Origin of the sequence: Brevibacterium sp. 'Marine' (assembly GCF_012844365.1) — a bacterium.
Lineage (GTDB): Bacteria > Actinomycetota > Actinomycetes > Actinomycetales > Brevibacteriaceae > Brevibacterium.
In genome coordinates, this window is record NZ_CP051626.1 from 1,344,269 (window position 1) to 1,365,357 (window position 21,089).

Annotated in this window: 15 protein-coding genes and 3 rRNA genes; 9 read left to right on the forward strand and 9 right to left on the reverse strand. The window is 61.0% G+C overall.

Going from position 1 to position 21,089, the window contains the following annotated elements:
• The first annotated feature begins 74 nt into the window (after positions 1-74).
• Both trpS and HF684_RS05955 read left to right on the forward strand, forming a co-directional pair.
• On the forward strand, positions 75-1,073 hold the full coding sequence (trpS, locus tag HF684_RS05950) for a tryptophan--tRNA ligase (RefSeq protein ID WP_169251748.1): 999 nt from the start codon (positions 75-77) through the stop codon (positions 1,071-1,073).
• 2 nt (positions 1,074-1,075) lie between these two features.
• Positions 1,076-2,125, forward strand: a complete 1,050-nt coding sequence (locus HF684_RS05955) for a phosphatase domain-containing protein (RefSeq protein WP_169251749.1) — start codon at positions 1,076-1,078, stop codon at positions 2,123-2,125.
• 83 nt (positions 2,126-2,208) lie between these two features.
• On the opposite strand, the gene HF684_RS05960 is transcribed toward HF684_RS05955, so the two are convergent.
• The 6 genes from HF684_RS05960 to HF684_RS05985 form a co-directional block, all read right to left on the reverse strand.
• Positions 2,209-3,276: an IS110 family transposase gene (locus HF684_RS05960; RefSeq protein WP_169251415.1), complete on the reverse strand. Its 1,068-nt coding sequence runs from the start codon at positions 3,274-3,276 to the stop codon at positions 2,209-2,211.
• A gap of 344 nt (positions 3,277-3,620) precedes the next feature.
• Positions 3,621-4,592 (reverse strand): nitronate monooxygenase family protein, encoded by a 972-nt coding sequence (locus HF684_RS05965; RefSeq protein WP_248279131.1) that lies wholly within the window; start codon positions 4,590-4,592, stop codon positions 3,621-3,623.
• 169 nt (positions 4,593-4,761) lie between these two features.
• The gene (locus HF684_RS05970) at positions 4,762-5,538 is read right to left on the reverse strand and encodes an enoyl-CoA hydratase (protein ID WP_169251751.1); all 777 of its coding nucleotides are present in this window, start codon (positions 5,536-5,538) and stop codon (positions 4,762-4,764) included.
• Positions 5,535-6,590, reverse strand: a complete 1,056-nt coding sequence (locus tag HF684_RS05975) for an enoyl-CoA hydratase/isomerase family protein (RefSeq protein ID WP_169251752.1) — start codon at positions 6,588-6,590, stop codon at positions 5,535-5,537. Before HF684_RS05975 ends, HF684_RS05970 begins: the two co-directional genes overlap by 4 nt.
• Before the next feature lies 1 nt (position 6,591).
• Entirely contained in the window at positions 6,592-7,758 is a 1,167-nt protein-coding gene (locus HF684_RS05980; RefSeq protein WP_169251753.1) for an acyl-CoA dehydrogenase family protein, read from the reverse strand.
• A gap of 108 nt (positions 7,759-7,866) precedes the next feature.
• Complete coding sequence (locus HF684_RS05985) at positions 7,867-8,382, reverse strand: MarR family transcriptional regulator (protein ID WP_169251754.1); 516 nt, start codon at positions 8,380-8,382, stop codon at positions 7,867-7,869.
• Between the two features lie 34 nt (positions 8,383-8,416).
• Between HF684_RS05985 and HF684_RS05990 the strand changes: the two genes are divergently transcribed.
• The 4 genes from HF684_RS05990 to rrf all read left to right on the forward strand — a co-directional run bounded on the left by HF684_RS05990 (position 8,417) and on the right by rrf (position 15,055).
• Positions 8,417-9,109 (forward strand): SOS response-associated peptidase, encoded by a 693-nt coding sequence (locus HF684_RS05990; protein ID WP_169251755.1) that lies wholly within the window; start codon positions 8,417-8,419, stop codon positions 9,107-9,109.
• A 570-nt stretch (positions 9,110-9,679) separates the two neighbouring features.
• A 16S ribosomal RNA gene (locus HF684_RS05995) occupies positions 9,680-11,208 on the forward strand.
• Positions 11,209-11,632: 424 nt separating this feature from the next.
• Positions 11,633-14,753 (forward strand): 23S ribosomal RNA (locus HF684_RS06000).
• A 183-nt stretch (positions 14,754-14,936) separates the two neighbouring features.
• Positions 14,937-15,055, forward strand: a 5S ribosomal RNA gene (rrf, locus tag HF684_RS06005).
• Together the 16S, 23S and 5S rRNA genes form the textbook arrangement of a ribosomal RNA operon.
• Positions 15,056-15,222: 167 nt before the next feature.
• Here the strand turns inward: rrf and HF684_RS18650 are convergent.
• Complete coding sequence (locus HF684_RS18650; RefSeq protein WP_211168076.1) at positions 15,223-15,384, reverse strand: hypothetical protein; 162 nt, start codon at positions 15,382-15,384, stop codon at positions 15,223-15,225.
• A 141-nt stretch (positions 15,385-15,525) separates the two neighbouring features.
• On the opposite strand from HF684_RS18650, the gene gdhA reads away from it, so the two are divergent.
• The gene (gdhA, locus tag HF684_RS06015) at positions 15,526-16,872 is read left to right on the forward strand and encodes an NADP-specific glutamate dehydrogenase (protein WP_169251756.1); all 1,347 of its coding nucleotides are present in this window, start codon (positions 15,526-15,528) and stop codon (positions 16,870-16,872) included.
• Between the two features lie 174 nt (positions 16,873-17,046).
• Here gdhA and HF684_RS06020 read toward each other — a convergent pair whose 3' ends face one another.
• Positions 17,047-17,562, reverse strand: coding sequence for a flavin reductase family protein (locus HF684_RS06020; RefSeq protein ID WP_169251757.1), 516 nt, complete (start codon positions 17,560-17,562; stop codon positions 17,047-17,049).
• 31 nt (positions 17,563-17,593) lie between these two features.
• Here HF684_RS06020 and HF684_RS06025 point away from each other — a divergent pair, with 31 nt between their 5' ends.
• A complete protein-coding gene (locus HF684_RS06025) occupies positions 17,594-17,848 on the forward strand; it encodes a DUF3039 domain-containing protein (RefSeq protein ID WP_035320920.1) in 255 nt (84 codons plus the stop codon).
• Positions 17,849-19,642 carry a DEAD/DEAH box helicase gene (locus HF684_RS06030; protein WP_169251758.1) on the forward strand — a complete coding sequence of 598 codons (1,794 nt, stop codon included), beginning with the start codon at positions 17,849-17,851 and terminating at the stop codon, positions 19,640-19,642.
• 111 nt (positions 19,643-19,753) lie between these two features.
• Here HF684_RS06030 and HF684_RS06035 read toward each other — a convergent pair whose 3' ends face one another.
• Entirely contained in the window at positions 19,754-21,073 is a 1,320-nt protein-coding gene (locus HF684_RS06035; RefSeq protein WP_025779884.1) for a nicotinate phosphoribosyltransferase, read from the reverse strand.
• Between the last annotated feature and the right edge of the window lie 16 nt (positions 21,074-21,089).

Below are 21,089 nucleotides of genomic sequence, written 5' to 3' on the forward strand. Positions count from 1 at the left end.
GACGTCAGTATGATCCCCGACACCAGGCCGGAGGCCTGATCGGTCCCCGGCAGGTGAGATGGCATCATAGGACTATGACGAACTCTTCACAGCCGCGCACTGTCTCAGGTATCCAAGCCACCTCCGATTCCCTTCATCTCGGCAACTACATCGGAGCCCTGCAGCAGTTCGTGACTCACCAGGAGTCGCACGATGCCTTCTACTTCATCGCGAATATGCACGCGATCACCGTCGAGCAGGATCCGGCAGAGCTGCGGGAACGCACGCTGCGCACGGCCGCGCAGTTCATCGCCGCCGGTCTCGATCCGGAGAAGTCGACGATCTTCGTCCAGTCCCAGGTGCCTGCCCATCCGCAGCTGTCCTGGGTGCTCGAGTGCACCACTTCGATGGGTGAGGCGAGCCGGATGACCCAGTTCAAGGACAAGTCCGCGAAGCAGGAGCATGTGTCCCTGGGGCTGCTCACCTACCCGGCGCTGATGGCTGCTGACATCCTGCTGTACAACCCGCAGCTCGTTCCCGTCGGTGAGGACCAGCGTCAGCACCTCGAGCTGACCCGCAACCTCGCCGAACGGTTCAACTATCGTTTCGGCAAGACCTTCACCGTCCCCGAGGCGCAGATCCTCAAGGCGACCGCGAAGATCTACGACCTGCAGAATCCGGGTGCGAAGATGTCGAAGTCCCAGCCCAGCCCGCAGGGCCGCATCGACATCCTCGACGACGCGAAGGCACTGACGAAGAAGATCAAGTCCGCGGTGACCGATGACGGAACCGAGATCGCCTTCGACCCGGAGAACAAGCCGGGAGTGTCGAACCTGCTGACGATCTACTCATCCCTGACCTCGCGTCCTGTCGACGATATCGTCGCCGAATATGCAGGGAAGATGTACGGTCACCTCAAGGTCGACCTCGCCGAGGTGGCCGTGGAGACCCTGACGCCGGTGCGGGAGCGTACGGTGGAACTCCTCGAAGACCGAGCGCAGCTGCAGACGATCCTCGACCGCGGGGCGGAGAAGGCCAGCGCCATCGCTGAGGCGACACTCCGCGATGTCTATGACAAGATCGGCTTCATCTGATCGTGGCGAAGAAGAAACCCGAGGACGGACCGCTCAACCTCACACCGGACATGCTCCACACCGCTGCGCGGGTGGAGGATCGGTTCAACGGCTGGATCCAGAATCGGGCCACCGATCACGCCTACCATCGCACCGTCATCGCCTACGACACATACGGTGGGACGGGTTGGGTGCGGGTGCTAGGACGCCTGGTGCTCACCCCGAACGGACAGCCGGCCGCCGACGTCCACGCGAGCATCCGTGGATGGAAGTCCTTCGTCAGCGTGCCTCTGCCCAATGACACCGCCTGGGTGCGTGTCAATGACGAAGAGCATATGGTCACCTCCGATCGCGGAGGCATCATCGACACCGTCATCCCCGGATACTTCGAACCGGGGGAGACGGAGATCGAACTGTGGACCGACGGTTCGCTCGTCGATTCCGCGGCCGTGCGCATCATCGGCGAGGACTCGACCTTCGGCATCATCTCCGATATCGACGACACGGTCATGGTCACCTCTCTGCCGCGTCCCTTCCTCGCAGCGTGGAACACCTTCGTCCTCAGCGAGCATGCGAGGTCCCCGGTGGCGGGAATGGCCGTGCTCTATGACCGGATCACCTTCATGCGGCCGGACACTCCGATGGTCTACCTGTCGACAGGTGCATGGAATTCGGCGCTGACGCTCAAGCGCTTCCTCTCCCGCAACCTCTACCCGATGGGTCCGCTGCTGCTCACCGACTGGGGGCCGACGACGACCCGGGTGTTCCGGTCGGGCAAGGAGCACAAACGCAATTCGCTGGAACGCCTGGCCAGGGAGTTCCCGTGGATGAAGTGGCTGCTCATCGGAGACGACGGGCAGAACGATGAGGAGATCTACGGAGAGTTCGTCGAGAACCATCCGAAGAACGTCGCCGCCGTCGCGATCCGGCAGCTCACCGTCGGTGAGGCGGTGTGGGCCGGCGGCCGGTCGAAGCGTCACGGTCGCGGCCAAGGTGTGCCGTGGATCTATGCCCCCGACGGCGCCGGCTTGGCCTCCCGCCTGACCGAACGCGGAATCATCTCGACCATCTGAACGAAACCTCAATTGCTACCTGACGGCGGCTCAGCAACCTCGCGCGAGGTTGCTGAGCCGCCGTCAGGATCCTTCTATGTCGGTCAAGCGGCTTGACCGATCGGGTTCGTGGCCTCGAGAATCCGATACACCGAACGGGCCAAACTACGCTTCATACACCGGATCGTCTCCTTCTTCGTCTTCCCCTCACTCAGCCGTCTAGCCATGTACGCCTGGGACTTCTTATGGTGAGAAAGCCGCGTGACTGCCACCATGTACAACGCAGAATTCAACCGACGATCACCACTGCGATTCAGCCGGAACCTCACCACATTCCCCGACGACGCCGGTATCGGACAGACCCCCGCCAACTTCGCGAACGCAGCCTCGGAACGCACCCGCCCATGATGCGACCACGCCAGGTAGAACACAGCCGCAGTGATCGGACCGATCCCCGGCTCAGCCAGCAACGCCGCCCCCGGACTGTCCTTGACCAAGGCCTCGATCCGGGCGGCGTAGTCCTTGATTTCGGCATCGAGCTCGACGACACGTTTGGCTAACCGGATGGCTTCCCGACGAGCCTCGGTCAGTGCCACAGACTCGTCCCTGATCCGCCACTTCGCCACCGTCTGAATCGTGACGACAGACAATTTCCGACGCGCATCGACACCGAGGTCATGACCACGCAACAGCGCAGTGAGCGCATTGATCGTCCGGGTCTTCTCCCGAGTCATGGACTCCCGCGCCTTGACCAGGATCCGCAGTCCCTGACGCGGCCCATCAGCCTGCCGGGGAAACCGCAGCCGCGACTCATCCAGCGACAGGACCGCGCCAGCGATCCGTCGGGCATCGATCCGGTCGTCCTTGCCCGTGGCATGCCGGTCGCGAGCATTCATGCTGGCAGCCTCGGCGACCGTGTACCCGGCCTCGGCGACATGATCGGCCAGGATCGCCCCGTACGTGCCGATACCCTCGATCACCCACAGGGTCTCAAGGTCCCCGCCGGTACGACGCCCGGCCCACGTCAGGGCTCGTTTGATGCCGGCTTTTGTCGTCGGGAACGTGGCAGTATCGATGTGCTCACCAGACTTGGTGAGGACACTGTAGACGTGGTTCTTCGCGTGGGTGTCGACGCCAACGACAAACGCGTATAAATGCGAGATGATAGTCATGACGGTTCGTGCTTCTCCTGTGTCGGAACGGATGAGGTCCGACCGTCGAACGGTCGGCTCCGGTCCGGGAGATAGTCACGTCGAAACACCACTGTGATGAGTCACGTTCGGTCAGGAACGGACAACCTTCTGATCAAGTTATCGATGTGGGCCGAGCCGGTGCCGACCGCCCACCAATCATCAGACAGATCCCGACGAGGACATCGTTGGAGTCAGTAGCAATTAGAGTCATGATGATCGATGGGACGGTCAGTTCCTACTCTGCCAGCCAGTCCCAGACCAGCCACTATCAATACTCACAGTAGCAATTGAGGGTGAGGTGGTCTTTGAGGCGCTCGGTCGGGTCAGTGCAGCTGTGCGAGCAGCTGCTGCTTCGCCTCATCGAACTGTGCGGCAAAGGTCTCGACGAGTTCGGCAGTGTTCCGCTGCTGTCCGAGCGCGCCGATGCCCTGGCCCGAGCCCCAGATGTCCTTCCAGGCCTTCGAATCCGATCCCGAAGAGGAGCTGAAGTCCATCTTCGTGGGATCGGCGTCGGGCAGATTGTCCGGGTCGAGGCCCGAGGCGACGATTGACCCGCGCAGGTAGTTGCCCTTCACCCCGGTGAAGTAGTTCGAGTACACGACGTCGTCGGCGCCGGATTCGACGATCATCTGACGGTAGTCGTCGACGACATTCGCCTCGGGCGTGGACAGGAAGGCCGAGCCGACGTAGGCGAAGTCGGCACCGGCGGCCAGAGCGGCGAGGATCGAACGGCCGTGGGCGATGGCGCCCGACAGCAGCAGGGGACCATCGAACCAGGAGCGGATCTCCTGGACCAGAGCGAACGGCGACTGCGCCCCGGCGTGCCCGCCGGCACCGGCGGCCACGGCGATGACGCCGTCGGCGCCCTTCTCGACGGCTTTGTTGGCGAAGCGGTTGTTGATGACGTCGTGGAGGACGACGCCGCCGTAGGAGTGGACGGCTTCGTTGACCTCCTCACGGGCACCGAGGGAGGTGATGACGATCGGCACTTGGTGGCGGACCACCTCGGCGAGGTCCTCTTCGAGGCGATTGTTCGACCGGTGGACGATGAGGTTGACTGCGAACGGAGCGGCTGGCTGCTGCGGATTCGCCGCGGTGTGGGCGGCGTTCGACTCGGAGATCTCATCGAGCCAGTCGGTCAGCTGCGAGGCGGGACGGGCGTTCAGCGATGGGAAGGATCCGACGATTCCGGCCTGGCACTGGGCCTTGACCAATTCGGGCCCCGAGGCGATGAACATGGGGGAGCCGACGACGGGCAGACGGAGTTGGGAGCGCAGATCGGTGAAACTTGTCACGGTGCCTCCTTGCGAAGATGAATGCATACGCCCACTCTAACTGAACGATTGTTAAATGCGAGACGGAACACATTCTCTTTCATCTCCTGGCCCGCATTTCGGCTGATCAGACGACGAAGGCGCAGACTCTCGGGGGAGTCTGCGCCTTCGGCAGTGATAAGAAGCTGGATCAGGAATCCGTGAAGTTCGGGTCCCGCTTCTCGACGAAGGCGGCCATGCCCTCGGACTGATCGTTCGTGGCCAGGGAAGAGTGGAAGAGACGACGCTCGTAGCGCAGCCCCTGCTCAAGGGTGGTCTCGAAGGCGGTGTTCACCGCTTCCTTGACCATTGCCGAGGCGACTCGGGACTTGGCCGCGATCGTCTGCGCGATCTCGTTGGCCGTGGTCAGCAGCTCCTCGGGTTCGACGACGCGCGCGACGAGACCGGAGCGTTCGGCCTCCTCGGCGCCCATCATCCGACCGGTCAGGCACATGTCCATGGACTTCGCCTTCCCGATCGCGCGAGTCAGGCGCTGCGATCCGCCCATGCCCGGCAGCACTCCGAGGTTGATCTCGGGTTGACCGAACTTCGCCTTCGTCGAGGCGATGAGGATGTCGCCCATCATCGCCAGCTCGCAGCCGCCGCCGAGGGCGTAGCCGCCGACAGCGGTGATGACCGGCTTGCGGACATCGGTCAGCCGGGTCCAACCGGCGAACCAATCGGCCTTGAATGCCGTCGAGAAGTCGAGGCTCGACATCTCCTTGATGTCGGCGCCGGCGGCGAAGGCCTTGTCGCTGCCGGTGATGATGATCGCCTTGACCGAGTCGTCGGCGTCGAAGCCTGTGGCCGACTCGGTGATATCGGTGAGCACCTGCAGGTTGAGCGCATTGAGCGCCTTCGGCCGGTTGATCGTGATCGTGGCGACGCCGTCGGCGACGTCGGTGAGGATGGTTTCGAATTCGCTCATGAGAACACCTTATCTGCGTGATCGGTGGTGAGGATGGAATGGACCTGCTCGTCGCTGACCTCGGCAAGTGATGCGGGGTTCCACTGCGGATTGCGGTCCTTGTCGATGACCTGTGCGCGGATGCCTTCCCTGAGGTCCGGCAGTCCGGTGAGAGTGACGGCGACGCGGTAGTCCTGTTCGAGGACCTCGGCCAGCGACATCGTCTCCGCATTGCGGATCGCGGCCAAGGTCACCTTCACCGAGGTGGGGGCCTTCGTGCCGATGAGCTCCGCGGTGGCCCGGGCATCGGGGTTCTCGTGCGCGGCGAGAGCCGCGACGATGGCCTCGGCGTCGTCGCCGACGTAGCAGGCGTTGATCCAGTCGGCCTCCTCGGCGAGATCATCGGCAGGTGCCTCTCCGACATATTTGCCGAGGACGGACTCGAGATCCTCACCGGCGGTGAGGTCGGCAATGAGATCGGGGATCTGCGCATCGGGGACGAAATAGTCGGCGAGTCCGAGACCGATCGCGGTGCCGGCTCCGACGGGCTGTCCGGTGAGCGCAAGGTGCGTTCCGAACTCTCCGGGACCGTTGGCCAGCAGGTGGGTGCCGCCGACGTCGGGGAAGAGCCCGATTCCGGTCTCCGGCATCCCGACCTTCGTCGAATCGGTGACGATGCGGTGTGATCCGTGTCCGGAGATGCCGACCCCGCCGCCCATCGTGATGCCGTTCATGATCACGACGTAGGGCTTGGGGAATTCGGAGATCGCATGGTTCATCTTGTATTCGCGATTCCAGAACTTCGCATTCTCGTCGCTGCCGGCCACGATGTCGTTGTACACGGCCTTGATGTCGCCGCCCGCGCACAGTCCGCGTTCGCCGCGACCGGTGACGAGGACGAGCTTGACCGCATCATCGTCGCGCCATGCTTTCAGGGCGTCATCGATGGCGCCCACCATGTCCTGGCTGAGCGCATTGATCAGCTTCGGTCTGTTGAGTTCGATTCGGCCGACCCCGTTGGATACCGAGGTGATGACGGAGGCGTCCGCCTGCTCTGCCGAAGGTTCTGTCATATCAGCCCACTCCTGTGCTCTTGCGCGAGATGATCACGCGCATGATTTCGTTGGTGCCTTCCAGAATCTGGTGGACTCGCAGGTCACGCACCAGCTTCTCAATTCCATACTCTGTCAGATAGCCGTAGCCGCCGTGCAACTGGAGTGCCCTGTTCGCGACGTCGAAGCCGGTGTCGGTGGCCTTGAGCTTGGCCATGGCCGAGAGCAGGGAGGTGTTCGGATCGCCTGTATCGTAGGCCCCTGCTGCCCGCCATAGCAGGGAGCGGGCAGCTTCGAGGTCGGCCTGCATCTGCGCGACCTCGAAGCGCAGAGCCTGGAAGCCGGCGAGCTCGGTGCCGAAGGCCTGACGCTCACCCATATAGGCGATGGCCTTCTCCAGAGCTGCCTGCCCGCCGCCGAGCGAGCAGGCACCGATGTTGAGACGTCCGCCGTCGAGCCCGGACATCGCGATCTTGAAACCCTGACCGGGTGCACCGAGCATGTTCTCCTTCGGAACTCGCACGTTCTCCATGATCACCTGTCGGGTCGGCTGGGCGCGCCAGCCCATCTTCTGTTCATTGGGGCCGAAGCTCAGGCCCTCCATCCCCTTCTCGAGGATGAATGCGGAGATTCCGCGAGCTCCGTCCTGGCCGGTGCGAGCCATGACGAGGTAGGTGTCCGAGGTGCCCGCGCCGGAGATGAACTGCTTGACTCCGTTGAGCACGTAGTGGTCGCCGTCCTCGCGGGCGGAGGTGCGCAGGGCGGCCGCGTCGGAGCCGGCGTTGGGTTCGGTCAGGCAGTAGCTGCCGAGGTGCTCCATGGAGACGAGCTTCTCGAGGTATGTGGCCTTCTGCTCGTCGTTGCCGAACTTGTCGATCATCCACGCGACCATATTGTGGATGGAGATATAGGCGGCGACGGAGGGGCATCCGGTCGACATCGCCTCGAAGATCAGCGCCGCATCCATCCGGCCCATTCCGGTTCCGCCGGATTCTTCGCTGACGTAGATGCCGCCCATGCCGAGCTCGGCGGACTTCCTGATGACGTCGACGGGGAAGATGTGCTCGGCGTCCCATTCGAGGGCATGTGGGGCGACTTCGGTATCGGCGAACTCGCGCACCATCCCGGCGACGGTCTGCTGTTCGTCGGTGAGACCGAAAGGTAGGGCAGCGGCTGTACTGCGGGACATGATTCCTCCAAGAATCGGACGCGTATTCGGTGATCGACACCACGATACGTCCATATTACTTGGACATCCAACTAATTCCTCGCCGAGGCGGCCCGTCCGTCGGTCCGCTCAGCTGCCGGCTTCGAGTCCAGAGCGCAGTGTTTCGAGATAGGGGAGCAGAGAGTCGAGGTCAATCCCATTGAAATCGGGGGAGGAGAAGACCTCGGCGTTGAGCGCCTTCGTCGCCTGAGCGGCGAGCTCACGACCGGCATCAGTGAGGTCGACGAGAGTCGTCCGGCGATCATCGGGGTGGCTGCGCCTGGCGACGAGCCCGGCTTTCTCGAGGCGGTCGACGGAGTTCGTCGTCGAGGTCGCGTGCACCTGCAGGCGTGCAGAGATCTTCGACATCGGCAGGGTCCCGGCTCTGGTGAAGGACAGAAGCGTGAGGACTTCGTAGCGCGAGAATGTCAGTGCGAAGGGCTTGAGAGCTGCGTCGACTCGGGCCAGGAACAGCTGGTGGATTCTCATCACCGAGATCACCGTGGTCATGCCGTCGGCTGCGTCGTCCCACCCGTGGGCCAGCCATTGCCGACGGGACTCTTCGATCGGGTCGAACGCCTTGCCTGTATTCTCTTCTGCCGCCATTGTCGACAGTGTAGTGAAGTGAGAAGATGGGCGCATGTGCGGTCGACTCAATATGTCTCTCGATCCGGCAGATCTCGCCGATGAGCTGCGGTTGGATGTCGTCTCCTATGAATACGCGCCGCGCTTCAACGTGCCCCCGGGATCATTCGTGCCGATCGTCGTCGAACGACTCGACGAGGACGGGCAGCTGCACCGCCGTCTTGAAACCGCCTCCTGGGGACTGGTTCCGGCGTGGGCGAAAGATCCCAAGATCGGGTTCAAGGCATTCAACGCACGATCCGAGACAGTGCTCGAGAAGCCGATGTTCCGGCAGGCCATCCGACGTCGTCGCTGTGCCTTGCCGATCCCGGGCTACTACGAATGGGAGAACACCGAGGACGGCAAGCAGCCATGGATGATGACCGCCGCCGGCGAAGACCCGCTCTTCATGGCCGGGCTCTTCGAGTTCTGGAAGCAGCCGGATGAGTCTTGGTTGGTCTCGACGACGATCCTGACGATGGAATCCGCGGGCCACCTCAGCGATGTTCACCATCGGATGCCCGTATTCCTCGGGCGCGACCAGATCAGTGACTGGATCGATCCTGGAGTCCTGACGAATGATGTGCCGGTACTGCTGGCGGCGACGCTCGATCAGGTCGATCCCGCAAGCGTCACTCGACACAAGGTCGGCAAAGCCGTCGGAAACGTCCGCAACGATTCTCCGGAACTCGCCGAACCCGTGGCGTAGGTCTCCGTTGCTGCGGGTGCAGGCGAGACTCTGGCCCGAATTCTCGGGGTTCCTCCAGGCGGGGGAGTGGGCATGGCCGGAGCGGTTTTGCAGGCGACCGCAGATGTGTGTATTGTTGTGCAGGTTGCCAGGCCGCAAGGAACGGCAACAGTCGCTCTGATCGGGACCGATACGGGCAAACCGAAGATGAACTTCGAGTTGCACGGATCGAAACAACCATGTAGAGTAGACATCCGCTGGCACAGCGAGTCGCAAGACGAAAAGTGCAAACAGAAACTGATACCCCCAGTGAACACACTGTCTTTTTGTGTGGTGTGGTGATGGGTGTGTGTTTGTGGTTTGAGAATCCAATAGCGTGTTTGTTTGAACAAGTTGTGATGCCAGAACAATTTATTTTCTGGTAAGACAATCACCTGGCCAAACATTGGTTCGCCCCTGGTGGGTGGTTCTTCGCCGAACCTCCTGCTGTGTGGGGTGGATGGTGTGTTTGGTCAGTAATTTTATGGGTCAACCTTCTCACCCCGTGAGGGGTTGGCTGTCTTGCTGGGATTCATTCGTTACATAAAGTTTTTTATGGAGAGTTTGATCCTGGCTCAGGACGAACGCTGGCTGCGTGCTTAACACATGCAAGTCGAACGCTGAAGCCGGGTGCTTGCACCTGGTGGATGAGTGGCGAACGGGTGAGTAACACGTGAGTAACCTGCCCCTGATTTCGGGATAAGCCTGGGAAACTGGGTCTAATACCGGATACGACCATCCCTCGCATGAGGGTTGGTGGAAAGTTTTTCGATCGGGGATGGGCTCGCGGCCTATCAGCTTGTTGGTGGGGTAATGGCCTACCAAGGCGACGACGGGTAGCCGGCCTGAGAGGGCGACCGGCCACACTGGGACTGAGACACGGCCCAGACTCCTACGGGAGGCAGCAGTGGGGAATATTGCACAATGGGGGAAACCCTGATGCAGCGACGCAGCGTGCGGGATGACGGCCTTCGGGTTGTAAACCGCTTTCAGCAGGGAAGAAGCCGTAAGGTGACGGTACCTGCAGAAGAAGTACCGGCTAACTACGTGCCAGCAGCCGCGGTAATACGTAGGGTACGAGCGTTGTCCGGAATTATTGGGCGTAAAGAGCTCGTAGGTGGTTGGTCACGTCTGCTGTGGAAACGCAACGCTTAACGTTGCGCGTGCAGTGGGTACGGGCTGACTAGAGTGCAGTAGGGGAGTCTGGAATTCCTGGTGTAGCGGTGAAATGCGCAGATATCAGGAGGAACACCGGTGGCGAAGGCGGGACTCTGGGCTGTAACTGACACTGAGGAGCGAAAGCATGGGGAGCGAACAGGATTAGATACCCTGGTAGTCCATGCCGTAAACGTTGGGCACTAGGTGTGGGGGACATTCCACGTTCTCCGCGCCGTAGCTAACGCATTAAGTGCCCCGCCTGGGGAGTACGGTCGCAAGGCTAAAACTCAAAGGAATTGACGGGGGCCCGCACAAGCGGCGGAGCATGCGGATTAATTCGATGCAACGCGAAGAACCTTACCAAGGCTTGACATACACTGGACCGTTCTGGAAACAGTTCTTCTCTTTGGAGCTGGTGTACAGGTGGTGCATGGTTGTCGTCAGCTCGTGTCGTGAGATGTTGGGTTAAGTCCCGCAACGAGCGCAACCCTCGTTCTATGTTGCCAGCACGTGATGGTGGGAACTCATAGGAGACTGCCGGGGTCAACTCGGAGGAAGGTGGGGATGACGTCAAATCATCATGCCCTTTATGTCTTGGGCTTCACGCATGCTACAATGGCTGGTACAGAGAGAGGCGAACCCGTGAGGGTGAGCGAATCCCTTAAAGCCAGTCTCAGTTCGGATCGTAGTCTGCAATTCGACTACGTGAAGTCGGAGTCGCTAGTAATCGCAGATCAGCAACGCTGCGGTGAATACGTTCCCGGGCCTTGTACACACCGCCCGTCAAGTCACGAAAGTCGGTAACACCCGAAGCCGGTGTCCCAACCCCTTGTGGGAGGGGGCCGTCTAAGGTGGGACTGGTGATTGGGACTAAGTCGTAACAAGGTAGCCGTACCGGAAGGTGCGGCTGGATCACCTCCTTTCTAAGGAGCACACATCAGAACCCCAACGCAGTGACCGAATGCGTCATCTGGTTGGGAGCTCAAGGGTGGAACATCACTTCTTTCGCTCATACCTTCCAGCGTGGTGTGGCCTGTGTGCCATGACGACGGTGGTGATCGGGTGGGCTAGGACGAACACGTTATTGGGTCCTGGAATCACAAACCCCACACAGTGTGTGTGGGTGTGGTTTCAACCAACAGGACCAACCCGACGGCCAAACAGCAGCGAAATGGTGTTGTGTGGTGGCCGGTGTTTGGTAGTGGTTTGAGAATCGTATAGTGGACGCGAGCATCAAACAACACAATTTTTGTGTTGTTTATGTAATGTGATTTTTCTTGTCATCATCTAGTGAAGGTGAATGAAACAATTTTTCGCGCACACGAAGCCAATTCCTGAAAGGGGGTTGGGTGAGTGTGTAAGAGCGCATGGTGGATGCCTTGGCATCAGGAGCCGATGAAGGACGTGGAAATCTGCGATAAGCCTCGGGGAGCCGATAAACAGGCGTTGATCCGAGGGTCTCCGAATGGGGAAACCCCGCCACTCGTGAGGGTGGTGACCCGTGTCTGAATATATAGGGCATGTGGAGGGAACGCGGGGAAGTGAAACATCTCAGTACCCGCAGGAAGAGAAAATAACAATGATTCCGGGAGTAGTGGCGAGCGAAACTGGATGAGCCTAAACCTTGTCAGTGTCAAGCGTGCTGGTGTTGCTGTCAGGGTGTTGTGGGGTGTGCATGGTCCGGTTCAGCATGACTGGTCCGCGAGCGTGGTTGGTGTAGTCGAACCTGGTGGGAAACAGGACCGGAGTGGGTGAGAGTCCCGTAGACGAAACATTGACCTGTCGTGGTGTGTGCGTTGCCCGAGTAGCACGGAACTCGTGGAATTTCGTGTGAATCTGCCAGGACCACCTGGTAAGGCTAAATACTTCCTGATGACCGATAGCGGAATGAGTACCGTGAGGGAATGGTGAAAAGTACCCCGGGAGGGGAGTGAAAGAGTACCTGAAACCATGTGCTTACAATCCGTCAGAGCAGTATCTTGATGACTGTGATGGCGTGCCTTTTGAAGAATGAGCCTGCGAGTTAGCGGTGCGTGGCGAGGTTAACCCGTGTGGGGTAGCCGTAGCGAAAGCGAGTCCGAATAGGGCGAATTGAGTCGCGTGTCCTAGACCCGAAGCGGAGTGATCTAGCCATGGGCAGGGTGAAGCGTGTGTAAGAGCGCGTGGAGGCCCGCACCCACTTCAGTTGAAAATGGAGGGGATGACCTGTGGTTAGGGGTGAAAGGCCAATCAAACTCTGTGATAGCTGGTTCTCCCCGAAATGCATTTAGGTGCAGCGTTGCGTGGTTCTTGCTGGAGGTAGAGCTACTGGATGGCTGATGGGCCCTACCGGGTTACTGACGTCAACTAAACTCCGAATGCCAGTCAAGGTTCAGCGTGGCAGTGAGACAGTGGGGGATAAGCTTCATTGTCGAGAGGGAAACAGCCCAGACCATCAACTAAGGCCCCTAAGCGTGTGCTCAGTGGGAAAGGATGTTCAGTTGCGAAGACAACCAGGAGGTTGGCTTAGAAGCAGCCATCCTTGAAAGAGTGCGTAATAGCTCACTGGTCAAGTGATTGAGCGCCGATAATGTAGCGGGGCTAAGTACACCGCCGAAGTTGTGGCAGCACCACGGACGCCGTAATGGTGTGGTGTTGGGTAGGGGAGCGTCGAGTTGCCGGTGAAGTCGCCGTGTGAACGAGTGGTGGAGGCGATTCGAGTGAGAATGCAGGCATGAGTAGCGAAAGACGGGTGAGAAACCCGTCCACCGGATGACCAAGGGTTCCAGGGCTAGGCTAATCCGCCCTGGGTAAGTCGGGACCTAAGGCGAGGCCGACAGGCGTAGTCGATGGACAACCAGTTGATATTCTGGTACCGACACACAACCGACAGTACCAAAACACATGAGACTAACCATCCAATTCCTCCTTTGAGTCTTCGGACTTGATGTTGGGGTTGCGGGTGGGACCTGAGTGTGGAGTCGGTAAGCGTGAGGTGTGACGCAGAAAGGTAGCCAGGCCGTGCGATGGTAGTCACGGTCTAAGGTTGTAGCACGTGGGGGTAGGTAAATCCGTCCCCACAAGTGTGTGAGAGCTGATGGGCGCCCCACATTGGTGGGGTGATCTGGTGATCCTCTGCTGCCGAGAAAAGCATCGACGTGAGGGTGTGTGTTGCCCGTACCCTATAACCGACACAGGTGGTCGAGTAGAGAATACTAAGGTGATCGAGAGAATCGTGGTTAAGGAACTCGGCAAAATGCCCCCGTAACTTCGGGAGAAGGGGGACCATCCCGGTGAACCCAACTTGCTTGGGGATGTGCTGGTGGTGGTCGCAGAGGCCAGAGAGAAGCGACTGTTTATTAAAAACACAGGTCCGTGCGAAGATGTAAGTCGATGTATACGGACTGACGCCTGCCCGGTGCTGGAAGGTTAAGAGGACCTGTTAACCCGTAAGGGTGAAGCGGAGAATTTAAGCCCCAGTAAACGGCGGTGGTAACTATAACCATCCTAAGGTAGCGAAATTCCTTGTCGGGTAAGTTCCGACCTGCACGAATGGCGTAACGACTTCTCTGCTGTCTCAACCACGAACTCGGCGAAATTGCATTACGAGTAAAGATGCTCGTTACGCGCAGCAGGACGGAAAGACCCCGAGACCTTCACTATAGTTTGGTATTGGGATTCTGTTGGTGTGGTTTGTGTAGGATAGGTGGAAGACTGTGAAGCCCTGACGCTAGTTGGGGTGGAGTCGATCGGTGAAATACCACTCTGACCATAGTGGATTCCTTAACTTCGGACCCTGATCGGGTTCAGGGACAGTGCCTGATGGGTAGTTTAACTGGGGCGGTTGCCTCCTAAAGAGTAACGGAGGCGCCCAAAGGTTCCCTCAGCCTGGTTGGCAATCAGGTGTCGAGTGTAAGTGCACAAGGGAGCTTGACTGTGAGACGGACGTGTCGAGCAGGAGCGAAAGCTGGGACTAGTGACCCGGCCATGGCTTGTGGAAGCGTGGTCGCTCAACGGATAAAAGGTACCTCGGGGATAACAGGCTGATCTTGCCCAAGAGTCCATATCGACGGCATGGTTTGGCACCTCGATGTCGGCTCGTCGCATCCTGGGGCTGGAGTCGGTCCCAAGGGTTGGGCTGTTCGCCCATTAAAGCGGTACGCGAGCTGGGTTTAGAACGTCGTGAGACAGTTCGGTCCCTATCCGCTGCGTGCGTAGGAAATTTGTGGAGGTCTGTCCTTAGTACGAGAGGACCGGGACGGACGAACCTCTGGTGTGCCAGTTGTTCCGCCAGGAGCATGGCTGGTTGGCTACGTTCGGGATGGATAACCGCTGAAAGCATCTAAGCGGGAAGCCGGCTCCGAGATGAGATTTCCAACTGACTTTTGTCAGGGGAGGTGTCCTATAGATGATGGGGTTGATAGGCCGGGTATGGAAGCACAGCAATGTGTGGAGTTGACTGGTACTAATACACCGATCACTCACCAACCATTCCAAGTGGGGTTGGTGTGTGCGAGAGAGTGTTTCTGTGAGTAATCTTTTCTAGTTGTGATGAGAGAATGCGCCCTTGTGGGGTGCGCATGACATTGTTTTTGGTGTTCGCGTTCGCTGTGCGGTTCTTGGACCACTACCACCCGAACATGGGTTTGGGTGAGTGTGGTCTGTGTGGTTTTGCGGTGGTGATAGTGGTGGGGAAACGCCCGGTTAACCGTTCCGATCCCGGTAGCTAAGCCCATTCGCGCTGATGGTACTGCAACTTGGTGGTTGTGGGAGAGTAAGTGACTGCCGCAATAATTTTTTAGTGGGGAGGCTCTGCTTCTGATCTTCGGGTCAGGGGCAGGGCCTTTCCTGTATTCACGATCGGGTGTGTTGTGTGTATTCGCGTGTGGGTGCGTTGGTCGGGCTTATTGCTACCTGATGGGGGCCGGGCTACCTGGCGCGGGGTTGCTGCGCCGCCGTCAGGTAGCAATAGGGGTGAAGGCTTCGATTCCATTACGTTTCACTCCGCCTCGCGCGATCTGTGCGAGTTCCGGAATATCGGCCTCTTTTACGGGTGAGAGTTCCATATTGCCCGATCGCAGATGAAGTGCGAACGGCGGCCAGATCTCCGAGATGTCCACGTGCCTTGTGTCCATTCTTTCCTGTTCAGTGGCCCTGGAACTGCGAGGATGACTTATATCCCACTTGAAGTGGCCGGACAACGCTGTCCAATATCTGGTCGCTTGGAGTGTTGTTATACGGGTCACGGTAGGTTTGTGCGCATGAGTCTACATCCATCACTGCAGCCAATCTTCGACACAGTGCTCCAGCGTAATCCTGGAGAGTCGGAGTTTCACCAAGCGGTACAGGAAGTTCTCTATTCCCTGGGCCCCGTCGTGGACAAGCACCCCGAATACCTGGAACTCTCCGCGCTCGAGCGGCTCTGCGAGCCCGAACGCCAGATCATCTTCCGGGTTCCCTGGATCGATGACTCCGGAGTCGTGCAGATCAACCGCGCTTTCCGCGTGCAGTTCAACTCGGCTCTCGGTCCCTACAAGGGCGGACTGCGGTTCCACCCCTCGGTGAACCTCGGCATCGTCAAGTTCCTCGGTTTCGAGCAGATCTTCAAGAACGCCATCACCGGCCTGCCCATCGGCGGCGGCAAAGGCGGATCTGACTTCGACCCGAAGGGCCGCAGCGACCGCGAAGTCATGCGGTTCTGCCAGTCGTTCATGACCGAGCTGTACCGTCACATCGGTGAATATCGCGATGTGCCCGCAGGGGACATCGGCGTCGGTGGTCGGGAGATCGGCTACCTCTTCGGCCAATACAAGCGCATGACGAACTCCTACGAAGCAGGTGTGCTCACCGGCAAGGGGCTGTCCTACGGCGGATCCATGGTCCGCACCGAAGCCACCGGCTTCGGCGTTGTGTACTTCCTCAAGGACATGCTCGCCGCCGCGAAGAAGAACATCGACGGCCGCACCGTCTCGATCTCCGGATCCGGAAATGTCGCGGTGTTCGCAGCAGAGAAGGTCACGGCCTTCGGCGGCACCGTCATCACGATGTCCGACTCGGCCGGCTTCATCCATGACCCGGACGGAATCGACATCGAACTCGTCAAGCGCATCAAGTTCGAACAGCGGGGACGCATCTCCGAATACGTGGAGCAGCGCGGGGGTCGCGCGAGCTACCACGACGGCGGCAACGTCTGGGACGTCGAGGTCGACGTCGCACTGCCATGTGCGACTCAGAACGAGCTCGATGGAGCATCGGCAGCGACGCTCGTCAAGAACGGCGTCATCGCCCTCGCCGAAGGTGCGAACATGCCCTGCACTCCGGAAGCCGTGAAGATCTTCTCCGATGCCGGCGTGCTCTTCGCTCCCGGCAAGGCCGCGAACGCCGGCGGCGTCGCCACGAGTGCTCTCGAAATGCAGCAGAACGCCAGCCGCGACTCGTGGGACTTCGACTTCACCGAGGCCCGCCTGGCCGAGATCATGGGCGATGTCCATGACAGCTGTGCCGCCGCTGCCGACGAATTCGGTTCGCCCGGAGACTACGTCGCCGGCGCCAACATCGCAGGCTTCATCCGCGTCTCCGAGGCCATGCTCGCTCAGGGAGTCGTGTGATCGACTGACCCACCTGACAGGCCCTGCTCAGGACGGTTGCGCTTCCAAGAGAAGCACGATGGTCCTGAGCAGGGCCTCTGTCGTATCGGCCGTGCGCAGTCGAACCGAACTGCTCCAATTCTGTCAGTAGGACGAGGCCTCGCCGGCGGGAGTACGCCCCGTCCGTCGGCCCGGTCAGCGTTTCCCGATCGTCCCGTAGCCTTTGCGCCAGCGCAGCAGGGGACGGGACGTTCCCGCATCGGCACCCGCACCCATGGAGACCACTTCACCGACGACGAGATTGTGCGTTGCGACCTCGAGCACCTCGGTGAGTTCGAGTTCGAACCAGGCGATCGCCTCGGTGAGCACCGGCTGCCCGGCCTGCGGGGCGGGAAAGGTGTCGATGCCTTTGAGCGACCCGTACAGCGGCTGGCCCGAAGCCCCCAAGCGTTCGGAGATGTCGCGCTGGTCAGAGTTGAGCAGCGAGATCGCGAAGTGAGAACTCGTCTCCAGAGTCTCCATCATCCGAGAGCCGGAATAGACGCTCACCGCCATTGTCGGGGGATCGTACGACACGTCGAGAAACGAATCGACGGTGATCGCATGCATGGCACTGCCGCGGGTAGCGGAGACCACGGCGACCGCCGCAGCGATGTCGTCGCTGAGCTCGCGGTAACGTTCTGTGAGGGAATCGTCGTAGGCCTGGTCCATGAGTCTCATTCTAGGGAACTACAATGGAGCCATGACCATTCCAGCTTCAGGCGGTTCAGCAACGATCGAGCGCGAGCAGTCCGAGCAGCTAGTCGAGCCCGGCGACCACGAGCGCTTCAGCCACTACGCGCCCAAGGACAAGATCATGGAGTCCATGGTGACCGGGACTCCGCTGATCGCCTTGTGCGGAAAAGTGTGGGTGCCCACGCGCGACCCCGAGCGGTTCCCGATCTGCCCCAAGTGCAAAGAGATCTACGAGACGATGTCCGAAGGACCGCAGGAGTAGATGTCCGCGGATCGTCTCCCAACAGCACCAGGGACCTCCGCGGCAGAACAGCTTCCACCGGCATTCCCCGAGCGCGCGGCGTGGGGAACGGCGGGAAAGCTGCGTGCCTGGCAGGCGGAGGCTCTCGAACTCTACTTCGAGAAGCAGCCCAAGGACTTCCTCGCGGTCGCGACCCCAGGAGCAGGTAAGACCACCTTCGCTCTGCGGCTGGCTGCCGAACTGCTGGCCCAAAGAGTCGTCAACCGTGTCACAGTCGTCGCTCCCACCGAACACCTCAAGGTGCAGTGGGCCGATTCGGCGGCACGCGTGGGCATCAAGCTCGACCCGCACTTCAAGAACTCCCAGGGCAAACACGCGCCCGGCTACCACGGCGTGGCTCTGACCTACGCGCAGGTCGCTGCCAAACCCGTGCTCCACCACAACCGGACGGCCGCCGGCCGCACTCTGGTCATCCTCGACGAGGTCCACCACGGAGGTGACGCCCTGTCGTGGGGCGATGCCGTGCGGGAGGCCTTCGGCCCCGCGGTCCGCCGACTGTCCCTGACCGGAACCCCGTTCCGGTCGGACACCTCACCGATCCCGTTCGTCACCTACGCTCCCGACGAGAACGGCATCCGCACCTCGGTGGCGGACTACTCCTACGGCTACGGTCGTGCGCTCAAAGACTCCGTCGTCCGCCCCGTCCTCTTCCTCGCCTACGCCGGCGCCATGAGCTGGCGGACCAAGGCCGGCGACGAGATGTCGCACGTCCTCGGCGAGGAGACGACGAAGGACATCAACTCGCAGGCCTGGCGCACGGCCCTCGATCCGAAGGGCGACTGGATCCCGGCGGTCCTCAAGGCCGCCGATATCCGACTGACCGAAGTCCGGCGCACCGTCCACGATGCCGGCGGTCTCGTCATCGCCACCGACCAGGAGGCCGCCCGAGCCTACGCGAAGCGCCTACACGAGATCACCGGAGAGAAACCGACTGTGGTTCTGTCCGACGAAGCAGGAGCCTCGGAGCGGATCGAGCAGTTCCAGAACTCCACCGACCGATGGATGGTCGCCGTGCGGATGGTCTCCGAAGGCGTCGACGTTCCCCGACTGTGTGTCGGCGTCTATGCGACCTCCTCGTCGACGCCGCTGTTCTTCGCCCAGGCGATCGGCCGTTTCGTACGTGCCCGCAAACGCGGCGAGACCGCCTCGGTGTTCCTGCCCTCGGTGCCCGTGCTGCTGGCCCTGGCGAACTCGATGGAAGCCGAACGCGACCATGCCCTCGATCGCCCGAAGAACGAGGACGAGAACGATGTCGTCGTCTTCGACGAGCAGGCCATGGAGCAGGCGAATCGGAACGAAGGCGCCTCGTCGGACCAGCTGGGATCCTTCGAAGCGCTCGGTGCTGAGGCACTGTTCGACCGCGTCCTCTACGACGGCGGCGAATTCGGCACCGGCGGAGCCATCGGCTCCGAGGACGAACTCGACTTCATCGGCATTCCGGGTCTGCTCGAACCCGATCAGGTGCGTGAGCTGCTGAGCACTCAGCAGGCACGGCAGGCGAAGCGCAAGACTGCGGCGGCCCCTCCGGCACCCGAGGTGGAGACGAGCGAACTCGAGCACCGCGCGATGAAGGAAGAGCGCAACCAGCTTCAGAGCCTCGTCGGCGCCTGGTCCAGACGCACCGGCACACCTCACCAGAACGTCCACGTCGAGCTGCGCAAGGCATGCGGGGGACCGGCCGTCGCTCAAGCCACACGGGAGCAGATCCAGGCTCGGATCAAGAAGCTGCAGGGCTGGTTCATCGGCAAAAAGTGACACCGGCTGCCGGCGGGGGAAGCCCGGTCGGCATGGGACCGATGAAGCCGCCGAGGCAGACAGTGCGTCTGCCTCGGCGGCTTCATCGATTCGCGGTGGGCCGGGTCCGGATCAGGCTGAATAGAACACTGTCGGGATGGCGGGCTCGCCGTCCTGCAGGCGCCTGGCCGAACGCGGCAGCTCCGCCAACGACTCATCATGTCGGGCGCAGGCCTTCTTCACGCCTGCCGCACCGGTGAACGACTCATCGACCTCTCCGTCGACGACGAGATCGACGCTGAGCCGACGACCGTCACCGAGGTCATCGGGCAGGCTCGGAATGCCGACGGCCTCCTCGACCGCGATCGGACCGTCGATGAGGCGCAGCGCCTCTTTGTGTCCGCCGCGTGAGGGCTTGCCGGAGGAGTGTTTGGCCACCGAGGTCCACTCGCCTGCCTCATCGGCGCGGGCCACGAGCTTGTACACCAGCCCGGCGGCGGGGGCGCCTGAACCGGTGACCACTCGTGTGCCGACTCCGTAGGAGTCGACGGGGGAGGCGGCCAGTGCAGCGATTGCGTACTCATCGAGATCGCTCGTGACGGTGATCGTCGTGTCGCGGGCACCGAGACGGTCCAAGCTCTCACGAACCTCGCTGGCCTGTTCGATGAGGTCACCGGAATCGATGCGCACGCCGCCGAGGTTCGGCCCGGCCAGTTCGATCGCCGTGGCCAGCGCCTCCTCGACGTCGTAGGTGTCCAGGAGCAGAGTCGTCTCGGTGCCCAGCGACTTCAGCTGGGCGGCGAAGGCCTCTCGCTCGGAATCATGGAGGAGCGTGAACGAGTGAGCCGAGGTGCCGATCGTCCGCAGTCCGTACTGGAGGCCGGCGGCCAGGTTCGACGTCGAGGCGAAACCGCCGATGACAGCGGCCCGAGCCGCAGCCACGGCCGCATGCTCGTTCGTCCGCCGCCCGCCCATCTCCGCGCAGGGTCGATCGCCGGCCGCCTGAGCCATGCGGGACGCCGCCGAGGCGACTGCACAGTCATAGTTCATCGCCGACAGGATGAGCGTCTCGAGGATGACACCCTCGGCGAATGTCGATTCGATCGTGAGCAGCGGTGAGCCGGGGAAATAGATCTCCCCTTCGGCATAGCCGCGGATATTGCCGGAGAACCGATAGTCGGCCAACCAGTCGATGGTGCGCGAATCGACGATGTTCTCCCTGCTGAGGAACGAGAGTTCGGCATCGTCGAAGCGGAAGTCGCGGATCATCTCGAGGATCCGGCCGGTACCGGCGACGACACCGTAGCGGCGACCTGCGGGAAGACTGCGGCCGAACACCTCGAAGAGGCTCTTGCGGTGGGCGGCACCGGATTCGAGGGCCGCCTGCACCATCGTCAATTCGTACTGATCCGTGAAGAAAGCCGTCGAATCGGTCCGTGTGAGATCACTCATAGGCGCGATCTTACGT